At 37.1% G+C, this 18,219-nt stretch carries 23 protein-coding genes; 6 read left to right on the top strand and 17 right to left on the bottom strand.

The window, feature by feature from the left end:
• Positions 1 to 2: 2 nt before the first annotated feature.
• The 4 genes from NZD88_RS14495 to NZD88_RS14480 all read right to left on the bottom strand — a co-directional run bounded on the left by NZD88_RS14495 (position 3) and on the right by NZD88_RS14480 (position 2,477).
• Positions 3 to 338 (bottom strand): hypothetical protein, encoded by a 336-nt coding sequence (locus NZD88_RS14495; protein WP_169233430.1) that lies wholly within the window; start codon positions 336 to 338, stop codon positions 3 to 5.
• A gap of 70 nt (positions 339 to 408) precedes the next feature.
• Positions 409 to 957 (bottom strand): 2OG-Fe(II) oxygenase, encoded by a 549-nt coding sequence (locus NZD88_RS14490; RefSeq protein ID WP_259830076.1) that lies wholly within the window; start codon positions 955 to 957, stop codon positions 409 to 411.
• A gap of 90 nt (positions 958 to 1,047) precedes the next feature.
• Positions 1,048 to 1,530: an NADAR family protein gene (locus NZD88_RS14485; protein ID WP_259830075.1), complete on the bottom strand. Its 483-nt coding sequence runs from the start codon at positions 1,528 to 1,530 to the stop codon at positions 1,048 to 1,050.
• Positions 1,531 to 1,799: 269 nt separating this feature from the next.
• The gene (locus NZD88_RS14480; RefSeq protein ID WP_169233432.1) at positions 1,800 to 2,477 is read right to left on the bottom strand and encodes an NUDIX hydrolase; all 678 of its coding nucleotides are present in this window, start codon (positions 2,475 to 2,477) and stop codon (positions 1,800 to 1,802) included.
• 121 nt (positions 2,478 to 2,598) lie between these two features.
• On the opposite strand from NZD88_RS14480, the gene NZD88_RS14475 reads away from it, so the two are divergent.
• Both NZD88_RS14475 and NZD88_RS14470 read left to right on the top strand, forming a co-directional pair.
• On the top strand, positions 2,599 to 3,231 hold the full coding sequence (locus NZD88_RS14475) for a DUF1579 domain-containing protein (RefSeq protein WP_259830074.1): 633 nt from the start codon (positions 2,599 to 2,601) through the stop codon (positions 3,229 to 3,231).
• 98 nt (positions 3,232 to 3,329) lie between these two features.
• Positions 3,330 to 3,539: a hypothetical protein gene (locus NZD88_RS14470; RefSeq protein ID WP_034724485.1), complete on the top strand. Its 210-nt coding sequence runs from the start codon at positions 3,330 to 3,332 to the stop codon at positions 3,537 to 3,539.
• A gap of 41 nt (positions 3,540 to 3,580) precedes the next feature.
• Here the strand turns inward: NZD88_RS14470 and lepA are convergent, their stop codons facing one another.
• The 5 genes from lepA to NZD88_RS14445 form a co-directional block, all read right to left on the bottom strand.
• The gene (gene lepA / locus NZD88_RS14465; protein WP_169233434.1) at positions 3,581 to 5,377 is read right to left on the bottom strand and encodes a translation elongation factor 4; all 1,797 of its coding nucleotides are present in this window, start codon (positions 5,375 to 5,377) and stop codon (positions 3,581 to 3,583) included.
• A gap of 79 nt (positions 5,378 to 5,456) precedes the next feature.
• Positions 5,457 to 6,473, bottom strand: coding sequence for a hypothetical protein (locus NZD88_RS14460; protein WP_259830070.1), 1,017 nt, complete (start codon positions 6,471 to 6,473; stop codon positions 5,457 to 5,459).
• A gap of 99 nt (positions 6,474 to 6,572) precedes the next feature.
• On the bottom strand, positions 6,573 to 7,094 hold the full coding sequence (locus tag NZD88_RS14455; RefSeq protein WP_259830068.1) for a hypothetical protein: 522 nt from the start codon (positions 7,092 to 7,094) through the stop codon (positions 6,573 to 6,575).
• A gap of 5 nt (positions 7,095 to 7,099) precedes the next feature.
• On the bottom strand, positions 7,100 to 7,633 hold the full coding sequence (locus NZD88_RS14450) for a hypothetical protein (protein ID WP_259830066.1): 534 nt from the start codon (positions 7,631 to 7,633) through the stop codon (positions 7,100 to 7,102).
• An 18-nt stretch (positions 7,634 to 7,651) separates the two neighbouring features.
• On the bottom strand, positions 7,652 to 8,203 hold the full coding sequence (locus NZD88_RS14445; RefSeq protein ID WP_169233439.1) for an RNA polymerase sigma factor: 552 nt from the start codon (positions 8,201 to 8,203) through the stop codon (positions 7,652 to 7,654).
• Between the two features lie 189 nt (positions 8,204 to 8,392).
• Between NZD88_RS14445 and NZD88_RS14440 the strand changes: the two genes are divergently transcribed.
• From NZD88_RS14440 to porW, 4 genes are all read left to right on the top strand, one after another.
• Positions 8,393 to 9,142, top strand: coding sequence for a Rossmann-like and DUF2520 domain-containing protein (locus tag NZD88_RS14440; protein ID WP_259830064.1), 750 nt, complete (start codon positions 8,393 to 8,395; stop codon positions 9,140 to 9,142).
• Complete coding sequence (locus NZD88_RS14435) at positions 9,132 to 9,650, top strand: KdsC family phosphatase (RefSeq protein ID WP_259830062.1); 519 nt, start codon at positions 9,132 to 9,134, stop codon at positions 9,648 to 9,650. Before NZD88_RS14440 ends, NZD88_RS14435 begins: the two co-directional genes overlap by 11 nt.
• A gap of 9 nt (positions 9,651 to 9,659) precedes the next feature.
• A complete protein-coding gene (locus NZD88_RS14430; protein ID WP_259830060.1) occupies positions 9,660 to 10,214 on the top strand; it encodes a Maf family protein in 555 nt (184 codons plus the stop codon).
• 85 nt (positions 10,215 to 10,299) lie between these two features.
• The gene (gene porW / locus NZD88_RS14425; RefSeq protein WP_259830059.1) at positions 10,300 to 12,870 is read left to right on the top strand and encodes a type IX secretion system periplasmic lipoprotein PorW/SprE; all 2,571 of its coding nucleotides are present in this window, start codon (positions 10,300 to 10,302) and stop codon (positions 12,868 to 12,870) included.
• A 57-nt stretch (positions 12,871 to 12,927) separates the two neighbouring features.
• On the opposite strand, the gene tsaB is transcribed toward porW, so the two are convergent.
• The 8 genes from tsaB to NZD88_RS14385 form a co-directional block, all read right to left on the bottom strand.
• Complete coding sequence (gene tsaB / locus NZD88_RS14420; protein WP_259830057.1) at positions 12,928 to 13,614, bottom strand: tRNA (adenosine(37)-N6)-threonylcarbamoyltransferase complex dimerization subunit type 1 TsaB; 687 nt, start codon at positions 13,612 to 13,614, stop codon at positions 12,928 to 12,930.
• A gap of 64 nt (positions 13,615 to 13,678) precedes the next feature.
• The gene (locus NZD88_RS14415; RefSeq protein ID WP_259830055.1) at positions 13,679 to 14,119 is read right to left on the bottom strand and encodes a nuclear transport factor 2 family protein; all 441 of its coding nucleotides are present in this window, start codon (positions 14,117 to 14,119) and stop codon (positions 13,679 to 13,681) included.
• Position 14,120: 1 nt separating this feature from the next.
• A complete protein-coding gene (locus NZD88_RS14410; RefSeq protein ID WP_259830054.1) occupies positions 14,121 to 14,870 on the bottom strand; it encodes an SDR family NAD(P)-dependent oxidoreductase in 750 nt (249 codons plus the stop codon).
• Between the two features lie 91 nt (positions 14,871 to 14,961).
• A complete protein-coding gene (locus NZD88_RS14405; RefSeq protein ID WP_259830053.1) occupies positions 14,962 to 15,636 on the bottom strand; it encodes a hypothetical protein in 675 nt (224 codons plus the stop codon).
• Positions 15,637 to 15,788: 152 nt separating this feature from the next.
• Positions 15,789 to 16,160, bottom strand: a complete 372-nt coding sequence (locus NZD88_RS14400; RefSeq protein ID WP_259830052.1) for a YraN family protein — start codon at positions 16,158 to 16,160, stop codon at positions 15,789 to 15,791.
• Positions 16,160 to 16,537, bottom strand: coding sequence for a hypothetical protein (locus NZD88_RS14395; protein WP_259830051.1), 378 nt, complete (start codon positions 16,535 to 16,537; stop codon positions 16,160 to 16,162). The genes NZD88_RS14400 and NZD88_RS14395 overlap by 1 nt, the downstream gene beginning before the upstream one ends.
• A 63-nt stretch (positions 16,538 to 16,600) precedes the next feature.
• Entirely contained in the window at positions 16,601 to 17,530 is a 930-nt protein-coding gene (locus NZD88_RS14390) for a S66 peptidase family protein (protein WP_259830050.1), read from the bottom strand.
• A complete protein-coding gene (locus NZD88_RS14385) occupies positions 17,527 to 18,213 on the bottom strand; it encodes a LysE family translocator (RefSeq protein WP_259830049.1) in 687 nt (228 codons plus the stop codon). The genes NZD88_RS14390 and NZD88_RS14385 overlap by 4 nt, the downstream gene beginning before the upstream one ends.
• Positions 18,214 to 18,219: the final 6 nt, after the last annotated feature.

Below are 18,219 nucleotides of genomic sequence, written 5' to 3'. Positions count from 1 at the left end.
ATTTAAAATGTTTTACCGAATAAATATTCAAATCTTTTTACTGCGATTTCTAACTGAATATTTAAATTTCTGAGGGTTAATGAATATTCTATATCTTTCTGAACAAATGCCTCGGGCTGAAAGTCTGCAAATGTGAGGCTGTTCCTGTCTAAAGGACTGATATCAATGAGGCCTTCCTGCTCTCTCTCCAGTCTCTTTATTTTCAGTTCAATGTCTTCCACTCTGCGCCTGTAGATCAATTCGGAATCTGCTCCAATGGTTCTCGCACGGTCTTCTCTGATCTGGTCATTGTTTCTCTGTAATGACTCGATGAATCTTGGTTTTAAGTCGTCTTCCATTTTTATCTTTTTTGTGTTGTTTTTACGCTAACTAAAAAGGACATAGCAATGCTTCTTATTTTAAAGAATTTTATTTGTTGGAATACATTACATCGGTTCTTAAAACATACTTTTTACCGCTGACCAGGATTTTCCCTTCATGTCTCAGCGGATGATAGAAAACCAATGCTGATCCTTTTTTCGGAGCGACTGTAAACAGGTTTTCAAATTCTGTTTCTCCTCCTTCGAAGTCATCATTCAGATAAATCAGGAAAGTGTAGAAACTTTTTTCATGTTCGTTGCGGATGTAGCTTCCGTCTCTATGCATTTTAAATCTCTGTCCGGGCGTATATTTATAGATTCTGAACATTTCATTGAAATTCTGAAGCTTATAATTTTCGTGTTCCTGAGGGAGAAATTGTTCCGCTTTTTTGAAAAGGTCTTCTGCTAAATCATGATCAAAAACCATCAGCCTGTCGTTATTCCTGATGCCTTTACTCATCATTTGGCGTCCATGTACATTGATTTGAGCTTCTTCAAATACTTTTCCTTCAGCCATGGCAATATATTCATCACAGACCACAGCAGTCAGGAAATCTTCTATCAGAAATATCTGTGGGTGAAGTTCTATCTTTTCCATAATATTATTTTGTGTTTGGTGATTGTGTTTTTACCTTCTTAATTCGTCTCTTACCTCCATTAAGGCAAACCCCAGTAGGTTTTCCCCATCCTAAAGTTTTGGATCATTGGCTCTGGTATCTGTTTCCAGCATTCCGATTCCCCAGATTTTGTCATAAGGACAGGCTTCTACTAAAATCTTATCGCCAGTTGCCAACAGAAAATTCTTAAACTTTGGATTTTGTGAGAATTTCAAAAGATTGGCCCTCTTTACGATTTCATACTTATGATCGTCCCAGAGTTTTGGGTCAAAATTTTTCACTTTTCTTCCCAAACTTTTAACTTCATTAGGTGTTTCGGATTTTAAAACTTCCTGTAAGATTTCCTGATCATTAAAGAGCTTTGCTTTTTCAGCCATCATATAATGTTCAGCTGTTTTATAAAGGGTTCCGTTTTCTTCAAACTGAATGGGAAACCATTGACTGAAGCATGATTTGGTGATCTCATCTTTTACTGTATGTCCCCAGAAGAATAGAAACTCAAGTCTTTCTTTTCTCTGAAACTTTTCAATAATATGTTGTAATGTGTATTTCATGATTGTGTTATTCTTACACAAATGTAAAACAATCTCATTATACAGCCAAAATATATTTGCGTTATTTTAACACTAACTATTTAACTTATTGATTGTCAATATAAAAATTTAAATATTCCAAATCCAATTTGAAACACGAATCACACTAATATTTTCATAAATAGCACGAATACATATATTAAACTAAAATATTAGTTTAATTGATTTAAATAGAGAAATAAGAGATTTATGATTGTAAATTTATACTGGGATCTGTATGGAATAGGAAGTTATTTGATCTCGAAATAGAATCCTTCTTTTTCAAGTTCTTCATACTTCTCCTGGTTGAAAGTAAAAAGTTTTCCCGGTCTTCCGCTCCCTTCTTTTTTGACATTGTTGGTTTCATTAAGCAATCCGTAGCTCATAATCTTTTTACGAAAGTTTCTACGGTCTATTTCGCGCCCGACAATAGTTCTGTAAAGGTTTTCAAGGTCTGAAAAGGGAAATTCTTCATTGAGAAGATTGAAGCCGATCGGCTGGTACTGAATTTTCGTACGAAGTCTTTGTAACGCAATATCAATGATGCCTTTATGATCAAAAGCAAGGGTTGGAAGTTTATTCACACTGAACCATTGTGCATCTTCCGCATCTGAGTCTGCAAAGAGTTCGTGGTAAGAAGGGTTAACAAGGCCCAAATAAGCCACAGAAACCACTCTGTTCCTTGGATCACGGCCTACGTTTCCAAAAGTATAAAGTTGCTCCAAAAAATCGGGCTTTATGCCTGCTTCTTCGTGCAGTTCTCTTTTGACTGCATCATCCAGGTTTTCATCATCCAAGACAAGACCTCCAGGAAGGGCCCAGCCTCCTTTGAAGGGTTCGATCTTTCTTTTGATTAGAAGGAGTTGAAGATCCTGTTTATCAAAGTATCCGAAAATGACGGCATCTACTGCAACTTTTATAGCCTGCATAATTAATTTGCGTTATGAATACACAAAGGTACGTTTTATAAATGACATCAAAAAAACAATTACCCGAATAATAAAATTGATTAACTTTATTATTCATTAACCTACTTAAAATTAACTAATTATGAAAAATCTATTGTTATTATTTTCAATTGCGTTTCTTTTGACCGCTTGTGAGAAAGGAAAGCCTTCCACAGAAAAAAGCTTATCTAAAACTGATTCTACGGAATGGAAACCTGTAGATTCTGCGGTTGCCATGAAAGCATGGATGGAATACGCCACACCCGGAGAACTGCACAAAATGCTGGCAAAATATGACGGAAACTGGACAGGAACATCAACCATGTGGATGGAAGCCGGTGGAAAGCCTATTACCAGCCAAGCTGAATGTACCAATAAAATGATTTTTGGAGGACGCTATCAACAAAGCAATTACAAAGGAAACTTTATGGGAATGCCTTTTGAAGGGATGAGCCTGATGGGCTATGACAATGCAAAGAAAAAATTTGTAAGCACCTGGATAGATAATATGGGAACTGGGATTATGCATGCAGAGGGCGATTGGGATGCCGCTAAAAAACCCCTTGAGTTTAAAGGTAAAATGGTAGATCCTGCAAGACCAGGTAAAGAATGTAATTTCAGAGAAGTGTATGTATTTACCGACAACAATAATCACACTATGGAAATGTACGGCCCTGATTCCAAAACAGGAAATGAATATAAGTCCATGGAAATAAAATTCACGAGAAAAAAATAAAAACCGGAGAAACCTCTCCTACGAAACAGTGATTTTCCTTATAGACTTACTGACAGATATGCTCAACTTTGGTATAGAAAATAAAAATTTATACCATTATGAAAACATTATTAAGAGCCTTTATCGTGGTCATTATTATCATAGGAGGAGTATTGATCATTGTTGTGGGGAAAAAGCCTTTCCCGGAACCTGAATGTCTCGTATGCGGGATCAATCTTATAAGAACATTAGGCATCGCTGAAGTAATTCTCGGCCTCGGCGCATTAGTGATCCAGGCCAATCTGACGGAGAAGCAGCGAACTTTCTAGAAAAATAAAAGACCGGTAATTTCTTACCGGTCTTTTTTATATTAATCGTTTAGTTTTAATACTGCCATGAACGCAGACTGAGGGACTTCTACCCTTCCGATCTGTTTCATTTTCTTTTTACCTTCTTTCTGTTTTTCAAGAAGTTTACGTTTTCTGGAGATATCTCCACCGTAACATTTTGCCGTAACGTCTTTTCTTAAAGCTTTGATGGTTTCTCTTGCGATCACTTTCGCTCCCAAAGCGGCCTGAACGGCAATGTCAAACTGCTGTCTAGGAATCAGTTCACGAAGTTTTTCACACATCTTTTTACCAATATGGTAAGCATTACTGTCGTGAATCAAGGAAGAAAGGGCATCTACCATATCTCCATTAATCAGGATGTCCATTTTCACCAATTTGGAAGCACGCATTCCGATGGGTGTATAATCGAATGATGCATATCCTTTAGAGATGGATTTAAGACGGTCATAGAAGTCGAAAACAACTTCTGCCAGAGGCATATTGAACGTCAGTTCTACTCTGTCCGCTGTTAAATAACTTTGGTTTAGAATTTCACCTCTTTTTTCAATACACAGCGTCATCACAGAACCTACAAAGTCTGATTTCGTAATGATAGAAGCTTTAATAAAAGGCTCTTCTACTCTATCAAGAATGGAAGGGTCCATCATTTCTGATGGGTTGTTAATTAAAATGGTCGTTTCAGGATCTTTTTTAGAGTAACCGTGGTATGAAACGTTGGGTACCGTAGTAATAACGTCCATGTTAAACTCTCTGTCAAGACGTTCCTGAACGATTTCCATGTGAAGCATTCCTAAGAATCCGCAACGGAAACCGAAGCCTAAAGCGGCTGAACTTTCCGGTTCGAAAACCAGGGAAGCATCATTCAATCTTAATTTTTCAAGTGAGAATCTTAATTCTTCAAAATCTTCTGATTCTATAGGATAAATTCCGGCAAAAACCATTGGCTTTACTTCTTCAAAACCATCGATTGCAGCGGTAGCAGGATTTACAAAAGAAGTGATGGTATCGCCTACTTTTACTTCTCTGGCATCTTTAATCCCGGAAATAATATACCCTACGTCACCACACTGGATTGTTTTTTTAGGAACCTGCTTTAGTTTCAAAGTTCCTACTTCATCAGCTCCATATTCTTTTCCTGTAGCGAAAAATTTAATTTTTTCGTTTTTAGAAATACTTCCGTTTACGACTTTAAAATAAGCTTCAATTCCTCTGAACGGATTATAAACAGAGTCAAAGATCAAGGCCTGTAATGGGGCATCAGGATCTCCAACCGGAGGTGGAATTCTATTCACGATCTGCTCAAGCAAATCATGAACTCCCTCACCTGTTTTTCCGGAAACTCTAAGGACATCTTCATATTTGCACCCTAAAAGTCCCATAATTTCGTCGGTCACTTCTTCAGGGTTTGCAGATGGAAGATCTATTTTATTTAGAATTGGAATAATTTCCAAATCGTTTTCTAATGCTAAATAAAGGTTACTGATGGTCTGTGCCTGGATACTCTGTGCAGCATCTACAATAAGAAGAGCTCCTTCACAGGCTGCGATAGAACGGGAAACTTCATAAGAAAAGTCTACGTGTCCCGGTGTATCGATAAGATTTAAGATATATTTTTCTCCTTTATATTCATAATCCATCTGGATGGCGTGAGACTTAATGGTAATCCCACGTTCTTTCTCCAAATCCATATCATCCAGGGTCTGAGACTGCAGTTCTCTCTGAGTAACTGTGTTGGTATACTCCAAAAGACGGTCTGCCAGAGTACTTTTACCGTGGTCAATATGAGCGATTATGCAAAAATTTCGTATGTTTTTCATTTAAGAACGTTGTAATTTGCAAAGATAAAAAAAAGCGAGACATTTTATCTCTCTTATATTCATTGTATTAAATAATTTATTATTCTTCAGAAAAGTCGTATTCTCCAGTCAATGGATCAATATACACTTTCCCCGAACCTCCACTCTTCATTTTCTTCTGTCTGGCTCCCTGCTCAATAGCTCCTGCAATTCCTCCAATAAGACCAAACATTCCGTAAGTGCTGTTAGATTGTACAGGAAAAAGGTGGCCGCGATTGGCTAAAAGATAAAAGCCATTTTCGTCCTTATCGAGATCAAGAAAGCCTGAGAATGTACTTTTACGGGCTTTTCCCTTCTCTACATAAGCAAATATTTTGTAAGCAGGAATCTTCGTCTTTTTTCCGTTTTCTTCTTTTACGGCTTTTGTAACATCCCCTTTATTATTAATCTCAAGAACATAATCTCCCTGTTCAGGAGTCTGGTTGAAGAAAGAAATATAGTCCAGATAGATTCCATCTTTTAACGGAGCTTCTTTTAAAGCGGGATAATTGGTTTTTACAAGACTAGTGTAATCTGCCAGATCATTTAATGAAACTAAATTTCCTGTAGGATTCAATGAATATGATTTTTTGATAAATACGGAAAAAATGGCGGGAATATTTTTCACCATCAGTTCCGAAACCTCCTTATCATAAAAAGTAAATACAGTATCTTTTTTATACAGGAATTGGTATTTATCACCGGTTTTAGCAAAAGTCTGGGCAGAAAATTCCATCTTCCCTTCTGTATTCTTCCCATCAGATTCTCCTGTTGAAAGCTTCAGTTTTTTTAAAACCAAAACAAAATCAGTTAATTTACCGGGTTGATTACTTTTTAAATACCAGGCACTAAAATCAGCATCCGGCGTTGAAGGAAAAACAACTTCCTTCATTTCTTTCTGCTCTCCGAAAGGCAGCGTTCCGATCTGCTTATCCTCTCTCTGATCGATTACTTTGAAAAATGAATAAGGATTTTCAGTATAATTCAAAATGTTCCCTCTGAATTTTATGACTTCTTTTGTCTGCGCAAAAGCAACAATAGTCACAAAAATAAATGCCAGCTGCATCAGTTTTCTCATTGTATAATTTTTTTTGCGCAAAAATAGTCATTCGTAAACACTAAACGGCTCTCACAATAAAAATTTGTGAGAGCCGTCCAACATTAAAAAAATAAACTATTATGGGTTTTGTTTGGGCCTTGCCGTATTGTCATGCCCGCTGTGAGGTTTTCTTTCATTCATTTTATCTCTCATCATTCCCTCAGTCTGGAATAGTTTTAATACTTTTTGGCAAGGAATCACCTGCTGCATTTTATCAGCATATTTCTTTCTGTTATCCAATAGCTTCTGCCCTACATCGAAACTTTGCTGAAGTTTAGCCTTCGCTTCATCATCAGATAGAGTTTCCGGATTGAAATTAGGATTAAACTGTCCTTTTATCTGTTTCTGATTCTCAAGATACTCATTATACAGCTGTGTAAATTCAGTTTTGTCACTGGCATCAATTTCGAGATTTTCCAGCACCATATTATTTCTAAACTTCTTGAGAAGCTCTTTTCTTTCTTCCGGAGAAAGATTGTTTATTACCTCCTTTCTTTGTTTAGGATCCATCTTTTTCCAGTCATAATCTGTAATCTGAGCATTTTGTGCATTCAGACCAAAACCATACATAATAAAAAGCGTAAATAATATCTTTTTCATCTTTCTTAATTATATAAATCTAAATAAACGTCCTGGGTTGAGTTGCTTGCCAATTCTGAAATTTCGGAATTAGAAAACGAATCCAGATATTCATTCATTTTAGTTTCTTCTTTTTTAACTCCAGCTTTTACAGGTTGCTGTGCAGTTACATTGTTTCCTCCTGTTTTCGGAGTATATGAAACAGCTTTACTGATCTGGTTACTAACTGTTTGATTGTTATTTTCAACAGAAGTTAAATCTGATTCCAGCGTTTCATAAGCGCGTTCGCTTTCTGTTTTAGGCTGTTTTTCATTGACAGCATATGTTTTTGAATTCACCCCATCTTTAGCCGGATCGTTATCAGAATTAAAAACATAGGTAGCCCCGAATATCAAAGCCAGTGATGCCGCAGCGGCATACATCCAGTTCAGTTTGAAGACTGGTGCTTTTTTATTCGCTTTCACTTCGTTCATTACGCTATTCTGGATGTTTTCAAATAAATCATCAGGAACTTTGTAAATATTCTTTCGTTCTAGTTTTTCTATGTCGAACTCTTTCATCTTTGTTGGGTCAAAAAATTATCTCTCGTAATTTTCTTTAATATACTCTTCTATTTTCTGTTTGGCATAATGATAATTGGTCTTTAAGGTCCCTACAGACATATCCACAATTTTTGATATCTCTTCGTAGGGCAAATCATCATAATACCGCATCATAAATACCAGTTTCTGCTTTTCGGGCAGGCTTTGTATAGCGTTCTGGAGGATCAGTTGAATTTCTTCTGCATCTCCTTCTGTATTGTCGGCCACCAGATTCTGCATATAGTACTCCGGATCTTCATCCGTTTTCTGCATTTTCTTCATCTTATTGACCTGCTGTAGCGCTTCGTTGGTAGCGATCCTGTAAAGCCAGGTATACAGCTGGCTATCATTTTTGAACTGGTGAAAATTCTGATAGGCTTTTATAAAAGTCTCCTGCAGCGTATCCTGAGCAAGGTCACCATCTACAATAATCCTTCTGATGTGCCAGTACAATCTGCTTTGATAAGCATCCATCAAGGCACGGACACCTTTTTCCTGGGTCCGTGGATTCTGCATCAACGAAATAATTTCCGCGTCCTTAATCTTCATAAGATGCTTTCACTGTTTTGGATTACAAAAATAGCCGAAAGTTAAATTACTTATTCAATTTTCAGTCCAAATATTTTAAATAATATGAGAACCTTACGCTGTAAGCTTTAAGCAGCGGGCTGTAAGCAGATTCATGATAAACTTCTACCCTTCTGTTTCCATCTTCCGTTAAAATCTTATATTTGTTAGATGCAAACTGTAATTATAGGTTCCGGAAATGTGGCCTACCATATGGCAAAAGCTTTTAGTCTGAAGAACATTCCATTAGCACAGATCTTTGGAAGGAATGCTGAGGAGCTGAAGAAAATTTCTGAAGAGCTGAATATTCCCTATTCTACGGAGCACCTGGAAGATGCAGACCTTTACATCATCTGTGTAAGTGATAATTCTGTAGAGAATGTTTCTGGAATGATCACTAAAAAAGACTGTCTGGTTGCCCATACTTCAGGATCTCTGCCTAAAGAAATCCTGTCAGGAGAGTACAGAAAATCAAGTTTTTATCCTTTGCAGACTTTTTCAAAATCTAAAGAACTGGATTACGAAAAGATCCCGTTTTTTATTGAAACAGAAAATGAAAAGGACAAACAACTGCTTTTTGAACTCGCTTCTCAAATTTCTGATAATGTAATGGAAAGCAGTCACGAAAAGAGAAAATATATTCATCTTACAGCCGTTTTTGCCTGTAATTTTGTGAATCATCTTTTCGCACGAGCCAAAGAAGTTTCTGATTCGCAAGAAATTCCGTTTGATTATTTTTTACCGCTTATTGATGAAACGGTGAAGAAAATTCATGAAATAGAACCTCAGGAAGCACAAACAGGACCCGCAGTAAGAAATGATGTGAGAGTTCTGGAATTACATGAGCAGTTATTAAAAGACGAAAGTCTTGAGATTTACAAGACAATGAATCATTCTATTCAAAAAATGTATGAGTTATAAAGAGAAATTAAAAGATATTAAGGCGTTTGTATTTGATGTAGATGGCGTTTTTACGGATGGAAGCGTTTATCTGATGCCTGGTGGAAATATGTGCAGGGTAATGAACGTCCTGGACGGATATGCAGTAGTAAAAGCATTAAAAAACAAGTATCTCATTGGTGTGATTACCGGTGGAAACGATGATATGGTAAAACACAGGATCAATTATCTTGGAATAGACGATTATTATGCAAAGTCACACAATAAGATGGCCGATTTTGAAGATTTTAAAAAGAAGCATAATCTTAAAAACGAAGAGATTCTGACGATGGGAGATGACCTGCCGGATATCCACATCATGGAAAGTTCTGCAATCGCTGCATGTCCTGAAAATGCTGTTCCGGAGGTAAAAGGAATTTCCGATTATATTTCGGCCAAAAAAGGAGGAAGCGGTGCAGTAAGAGACGTGATCGAGCAGGTGATGAAAGTTCAGGGGAACTGGCATGATGATAATACCCAATCTGTATAAATTCAACGCATGAAATTACTTTTAGCATCCCAGTCGCCGAGAAGAAAAGAACTGCTGACAAGCTTAGGTTTTGAATTTGAAGTTGTGAAAGTAGACTGTGAGGAAATTCTTCCCGGGGATATCAAAATAGGAGAGGCCGCAGCATATCTCTCTGAATTAAAAGCAGAAGCATTTAGAGAATTAACAACTGATGAAGTTTTGCTGACCGCTGATACGGTGGTTGCAGCAGAAGGACAAATCCTTGGAAAACCGAAAGATGAACACGAAGCAAGACAAATGCTCCGCACGCTTTCCGGGAAGACTCATCAGGTGTATACGGGAGTTAGTATCAAAACCATTGATAAAACTTATACGGAAACCGACGTGGCAGATGTGGAATTTGATGAAATTACAGATGATGAAATAGCGTATTACATTCAAAATTACAAACCTTTCGACAAAGCGGGTAGCTATGGCATCCAGGAGTGGCTGGGAATGGCTAAAATCAGGAAAATGAATGGAAGTTTTTATACCATCATGGGACTTCCTACTCACTTGGTTTACAAAATTTTGAATGAAATATAAATATTATTCATTATAAAATTTTATTATTTTTACAAAATCATCAACTGCCTATAATAAAAAGCAGATAAGAGAGTTATATTGAATAATGAAAAAAAATATTGTATTCCTTTTAATCATGTGTCTCGTTGCTTCCTGTGTCACTAAGACCAAAAAGCCGGAGCAGCGATCTAAATTCATGAAAGGATTTAACACCTACTATAATACCCTATTTAATGCTAAAGACGCATTAAACAGTGAATTTACGAGCAGAGACAAGGGACATAAGGATAATTTTTATGCTCCTTATATTCCTATTCTTACCTATGAGGACCAGCCTTTAGGCAGTGATCTTGGACAATCTGCCGCATTTGCCGAAAACTCCATGAAAATGGCGGAAGTGAACAGACCTTCTTCCGGAAGAGGTGCTCCGGGAATGCCACCAGGAATGCCCGGTTCCAATGGAGAGGATCCCAGTAAGCCTGATGATCTTCAGAATAAAGGAGCAACCACTTTGGAAATTGCTGAAGCAAAGGCCCAGAAAGCCATCACGAAATACTCTGTCATCAGAAACGGTGAAGAAAAGAATAAAAAGATCTTCGATGCTTATATGATCCTGGTACAGTCCAGAATTTATCAGAACAAAGCTGTGCAGGCTCTGGATGCCCTGAATTATGTTTTCACGCATATGAAGGATGATAAAAGACTTCCTTTGGCAAGAATTTATCAGGGGGTGGCTTATGCGCAGATCAAAGATTATCACAAATCGAATGAAACTTTTGCCAAACTGAAAGGGGAGGACGTTAATAAAAATTATGCTAAACTGTTGAGTATCTACTATTCTGAATCTCTTTTGGATTCAGGAAAAAAGGAGGAAGCTGCCGCTGAACTGGACAGAGCTTTTGAACTGAACTCTGACAGAAAATTAAAGAGCAGAATATCCTATCTGAAAGGACAGGTTTATGAAAATATGGGCAACAATGATAAAGCTCGTGAAAGCTTCACCCAAGCCTATAAATACGCCAATGATTTTGAATTTGAAGTGAAATCCCAAATTGCTATTGCCAAGACATTCAATGGAAAAGGCGATTATAGTGGAGCTAAAAACTATCTGGAAGGTATTAGTAAGAAAGGAACTTACGGTTCCAGAAAGAATGAATTTTATTATGCCTTAGGTTTAATGGCCAACAAGGCCGGGAAGAAAGATGAAGCCCAAGATTTTTTCAAAAAATCTTTATTTGAAAAGGTGTCTGATCCACAGGTGAGAGGTCTTACCTACTACGAAATAGGGAAGAGCTATCTTGAAAAAAATGACTATATCGGGGCCGGAACCTACTATGATTCAGCGCTTACGGTGATGACCTACGAGCCTTCGAAGATCCTTTTAAAGGACCAGTCCGAATATATCAAGAAGATCTCCAAAAACTACTATCTGATCAAGAAAAATGACAGCATTCTTTCTTTAGCGAAGATGAGCGACCCTCAGAAAACTGACTTTTTCGCGAAATATATTGCAAAACTGAAAGCTAAAGAGGAAAAAGCAGAGCAGGAGAGAATACGTGCCGAAAGAAGCAAAGGCTTTGATGGTGGAGACTACAACGCCAATTCTATATTTGCCAATAACACCAATTCTTTTGAAGATTTTGGAGTGACTACCAAAGGTTTTTATTTCAGCAATACGGGAACCATCAGTAAAGGAACTTCTTCGTTTAAGCAGATCTGGGGAGAAAGAGCATTAGCAGATAACTGGCGTTATTCCAAGAAAATGGCGTCTATTGAAGATATGAAAAATGAAGCTCTTGGAGTGACTTCAGCACCTAATCCAAGACGTTTCGAACCTACATACTATATTGAACAGATCCCTACAGATCAGGAAAAATTGGGACAATTAAAGAAAGACAGAGACACTGCTTCTCTAGGTTTAGGGGTAATGTATCAGAATTATTTTACGAATACACCGCTAGCCACCAAGACATTGTATGACCTTGTAGATGTAAAACCTGAGGAAAAGGTAATGCTTCAGGCGCTTTACGAGATCTTCGCTATGAATTATCTGAAGAATCCACAAGCTTCAGAAAGAGCAAAACAGATCCTTTTAACTGATTATCCGTATACATCATACGCTGAATTTGCAAGAAATCCTAAGAATGTTTCATTTGTAAAATCATCCGAAGAGGTTGAAAATGAATACAAAAAGGCTTATGCCCTCTACGAATCAGAGAAATTTACGGAAAGCAGAGAGGTTATAGACCAGACCATCCAAAAGTTCCCCAAAGATGCCCTGGTTCCGAAATTTCATCTGCTGAATGCTTTCAATACAGGTAAAACCAGCGGAAAAGAGGTAATGATCCTTCAGCTGGAGCAGATAGCCCTGAATTATTCCAAAACTCCGGAAGGCATAAGAGCCAAGGAAATGCTGAACTATCTGAAAAGTGAACTTTCTTTCCAGGCTACTGACAATAAGGGGAATTCCCTTCCTCAGCAACCTGGGGCACCAGTACAGCCTGTACAAAACAAAGATAATGGTATTCCTCAGGTTCCTGGCAATAATGATAAAAACGGTCAGCTCATACAGTCGATACAAGAAATGAACGCTGAGCCAAAAAAATCGAAAGAGAAATTGAAAAAGGACAAGCAGAAGGAGAAAAGTCCGGATGTCATTCCTGAAATGCCTAAATAATAAAAAAAGCGAAGAACTAATCTTCGCTTTTTTTATGTAATTGCTCATTTTTTATGGTCATATAGAATCTGAAGATTTCTTTTTCTTTACACCGTGGAAATCTTTGAGATAGAAGGGTTCAAAGTAGGCAATATCTTCAAATTCCTTTTCATCTATCTTCTCCAGGCTCCTTTTGATAAGGTATTGTGCGGAAGGGTAGACATCCTCTCTAAAGTCTGCATCAGGCAGATCCAGAATGTCTTTTGCTTTCTTTGCACCGTCTCCTACAAAAATTACTTTTTTATCTTTAAATTCTCCGAAAGAAGTTTCATCTAAAATTTTGGCCTCGGTCTGCGATAGCTCTTTACCCGTTTCACCGTCATAAACAGCTGTATAGACTTCCATTCTCCTCGCATCAATCAATGGCACCACATAATCATAGTTCTTGCCCAAAAAAGGCTCTATCATGCTTTCCAGAGAATTCACTGCAATAAGCGGGATTTTCAGTCCGTAGCAGAAACCTTTTGCGGAGGCTGCCCCAATTCTTAATCCGGTATAAGAACCCGGTCCTTTACCTAAAGAAACCGCCTCAATATCTTTCATCGTGAGGCCTGCGCCTTCCAGCGCCCACTCTACATAGGTGTGAAGACTTTCAGACTGTTTGTAGTTCTCGGAGACTTCTTCGCATAGACATAAGAGCTTTTCGTCGTCTGAAATAGCTACAGAGCAGTTTTTGGAAGAGGTTTCCAGATATAGAATTTTCATCTCTTTAATTTTTAAGCTAATTGGCAAATTGCAAAAGGCAAAATTGCTTCAAATTCGTGCAAATTTATGGCTTTATTTCGACACTCTGACGGCTCCATAGTTTCCATACCGCTTTCTTTCTGATCCAGATCTCCAGCAAAGCCAGTTTCATTTCAAAATCCTGATTTTTATACGTTCCTGAAACTTTTATTTTCCTTCTGATACTTACTGTATTTTTATATTTTTTGATCTCGGAAAACTCTGTTTGCTGAATCTCTTTGTAAGTCACTTTTTTGGATGAAAAGTCCTTTTTGAAATCTTCGAAGTTCTGTATCCAACCGTTGGAATGGCCAAAAGAAACATCTGGTTGCAAAATATCGACTATCCTTTCATCATTATTCTGTAAATAGGTATCCAGGAGTCTAATACTTCCCAATAGCTTTTGATTTTCTTTAAAAGTGGCTATATTTTGGCAACTCAAAAGAGCAAATGAAAGAAGCAGGATAAAAAATGATATTTTTTTCACCCTATTTTCTGTAAATCGTTCTCGGCTCACTCTGTGCACTTGGATAAATAGTCATATCCGAAACCATTACATGTTTGGGCGCATTTACACAGTAAGCGATAGCATCAGCAATATCTTCAGCTTTTAAAGCTTCGTATCCGGCATAAACGGTCGCAGCTCTTTCACTGTCGCCTTTGAATCTTACCAGAGAAAAGTCTGTTTCCACGGCTCCCGGCTGAATATTGGTCACCTTGATTCCAAATTCCGTAAGTTCCAGGCGCATTCCCTCTGAAATCACATCAACTGCTTTTTTAGTTGCACAATATACAGTTCCGTTGGCGTAGGTTTGCCTTGCTGCCACTGAACTAATGTTTACGATATGTCCTGAATTCCTCTCTTTCATAGAAGGGATGATCATTTTGGAAACGTATAAAAGTCCTTTTACATTGCCATCGATCATAGAATCCCAATCATCTGTCTTTCCGGCAGAAAGAGGTTCCAGTCCGTGTGCATTCCCTGCATTATTGATTAAAACGTCAATATTCTTCCATTCTTCAGGGAGAGAATTGATCGCTCTTTCAACTTCTTCAAGATTTCTCACATCAAATAACAAACTAAACACTTCGGTATATTGAGAAAGTTCGGATTTTAGTGATTCTAAAACTTCGTTTCTCCTTCCACAGATAATCATTCTGTTTCCCTGTCTGGCAAGAAGCTCTGCCGTGGATTTTCCTATTCCGGAAGTAGCTCCGGTGATGAGTATTGTTTTCATAAAATATATTTCTAATTTAACAATGTATCGATCTAGCAATGCAATAATAAATAGTATTCTGCATTTTTGGCATTGATCAACTGTTACATTATTACACTGTTACATTGTTCCCTTTTCTTTTCATTACATATCTGTAGATCCAGAATTCAACTAACGGGATGAGCATGAGCAATATCCAGATGATAAGAATTCCGTTGATAATTGTTTTAAACTGTGATTTCAGAACCATCAGAAATAAATTCTGAACCTTCTTGACAATAGAGGATTCCACATCTTTAGAATCCAGCATGATCAGCTGATTGGTCAATTTATCAAACTCGCTGTAAGAAATGCTTTCCGAGATATTCACGTGAGGAACCGCATTCAGCATTCCGTACAAAACAAGGGTATGAATCCTGTCACCGTATTTTTCAGCAAACAAAGAAGCCAGCCAGTTTTTAGGGTTGTCCACCACCTGATATTTCGTATCATAAGCTTCGGCGATATCAACGATCCGGATCTTTGTATTCTGATTGCTGTTGCTCAAATCTGCTACCACAGACTGCAACTTTCCCACAAACTGTTTTCTGGATTGTTCATCCTTAAAAGCATAATAAGTACCTGCATTGTAAGTTTGCTGTGAAATAGAGTAGCTATCCTTTTTAAGGGCTTCATATGCACCCCAAAACAGACCCAGTTTGAGAGAAAAGATCATGTTGATGATAAAAATTGCCGGGATATAAAGTTTTACTGCCCAGTTATAATAGGTATGTTCTCTTGAAAACACTTTATATTTTTTTAAAATCAAACTGTAAATTATGCTTATCACTATGCCTATTACAAAGCATAAGGACATATAAAAAATTATTTTAAGCGGATAATTTTTCAGGACGTAAACTACCACAGAGTATATGACTTCCCAATCTAAATTTTGCATCATCAGTTGGCATCTAAAGCTTCAAAAGCGTCGGTTATATGTTCAATGATCAAGTTCTTTCTTTCGTCAGGAAGAACAGAAATAATATCAAATCTTACTTCATTGCTCCTGTTAAATTCTTCAAGATAATGGTTCGCTGCTGAAACAATAGACCTGATTTTTGTTTTGGTTACCGCTTCCTGGGGGAGGATAAAAGCATCTGTAGAACGGGCTTTTACTTCAACAATGATGATCAGATTTTCTTTTTCAGCAATGATATCAATCTCCGCTTTTTGAAACCGGAAATTTCTGGTAACAACCTTATAGCCGTTCTTCTGCAAATATTCTGCGGCAAGGTCTTCTGCTATTTTACCGAAATCATTATGAGTTGCCATTATTTAAAAGATAATTTATGGTGTGTTGATATCCATACTTCTTCATTTTTACAGTCCCAGTAAAAGCGTTTTGAAAACAAATCAAACTCGCTTTTTTCTGATGGCTTGAACAAGGTGTCGTTCAGTTTATAAAAATCAATATTTTCAAGCTTCCCAATTGTAAAACCCATTCTGTTTTTGAGCTTATAGGTCTTAAAATCAGGATCGGTAGCATACTTTCTTCTTTCCCAAATCTTTCCTCTTTCATCATACTGAAAGAGGGTATATTCAGTATTACAGGGACATTTCTCTTTATATTCAAGCTTTAGTCCTTTGTCAAAGAATAGAAAATAAGACACTACACTAACTAAAAACAGAATATAAAGCGTGCTTTTCACAAGATCGGTGTGATTTTTATGGGCTTAAAATTCTCAGTAAGCTTCATCCGGAATCATCCTTTTTTAAAATTCAATTTTAACTTTATCTTCAACCTTTATCGTAACATTTCCACCAATAATCAAAGGTCTGTTATCTTTAATGTGACCGTTTGGAAACCCAAAAACTATTGGGAAATTATACTTTGAAATTCTGTCTGAAATTAATTTATAAGCAAATTCATCAAAACTTTCTTCGTATTGTTTATTTTCCTTTTCATCTCCCATATTGGTCATTCCGCCAACGATTAGTCCTTTTATTTTAGTAAAAACTCCGGCTAATTCCAGGCTCATGATCATTCGATCCAGGGCATAAAAATTTTCTCCAATATCTTCAATGAATAAAATCTTATCCTTAAAATCGAAAGAATATTTAGTTCCTAAAAGTGCATAGATCAGGGCTAAATTGCCTCCAACCAATTCACCTTCAATGGTCCCTGTTTTATTAAATTGATGAGATTTTAAAGCATATTTAAGACTTTTCCCTTTTAAAACATCAAAGATCAGGTCATAGCTTTCATCCGTCACCCCAAAACTTGATGTTTTGATGGTTTGTCCGTGAATAGAGGCAAAACCTTTCTTTAGTAAATAGCTTTGTATAACGGTATTATCAGAGTATCCAATATACCATTTAGGGTTTTCTGCAAAGTTTTTCAGTTTTAAATGCTGAACCAGATGCTGGCATCCGTAACCACCTCTGGAAGCCCAAATTGCTGAAATATCTTTTTCATTTAAAGCCCAGTTGATGTCTTTTAATCTTTCCTGTTCCGTCCCGGCATAATTGTATCCGTTTGAAAATTTAGTATACAGATGTTCTCCCAAAACAGGTTCAAAACCTCTTTTTTTGATCATTTCTATACCCTTTTCAAGCTGAGATGGATCTACAGCTCCGGCAGGGGAGATAACAGCTATTTTAGCTCCTTTTTTCAGAGCTTTTGGAAAGATTATTTTTTTCATTCTGTTTTTTGGTACTTAATTTCTTTTTTCTCAGCTTCTTCTAAACGTCTGTCGAACTGATTGAATTTCTTAAAGCTCTGCAGAAATATAAAGAAACTGAACACAATAAGAATCCCGCCTACAATCCTTCTGATTTTGTTGGCGAGTTTCTGGGTAAGTTTATCGTGAAATTGTTTTGCTAAAAATATTTTGGCCAGGTCAATGCACAGATAGGTGCCAATGACTATACCCACATAGAGAATAAAACTGCTGGTATCGGGATACTGGTTTCTTACGGAAATTACCGTTACCAGCCAGAAGAGAATCACTCCCACATTCAAAAGATTGAAGAAAAAACCATTGAAAAACGTTTTAAAATAGTTTTGGCCAATGATCCTTTCTTCACCAGGCATATGCATTTTGGTTTTGGTCACCATCATGACGACTCCGTATACAAATATAAGAATAGAAGTAATCCTGTAAAATCCGGGATGTTTATCTATTAAAGTGACAATATCTGCACTTGCATAATAAGCAGCAACAATGCATAATATATCTGCCGTAATAACGCCGAGATCCAGTGCCAGGGCATGTCTTGGTCCTCTGGAAAAACTGGTTTCAATTAACAGAAAAAAAATAGGTCCTATAAAAACCAGGCTCAGCATAAATCCTAAAACAACGGCAGAAAGTACAAGTTCAAACATGCTCTA

It is taken from the genome of Chryseobacterium pyrolae, from assembly GCF_025153485.1.
Taxonomy (GTDB): domain Bacteria; phylum Bacteroidota; class Bacteroidia; order Flavobacteriales; family Weeksellaceae; genus Chryseobacterium; species Chryseobacterium antibioticum.
The sequence above is the reverse complement of the archived record's forward strand: the minus strand, read 5'-3'. Positions and strand labels throughout refer to the sequence as shown.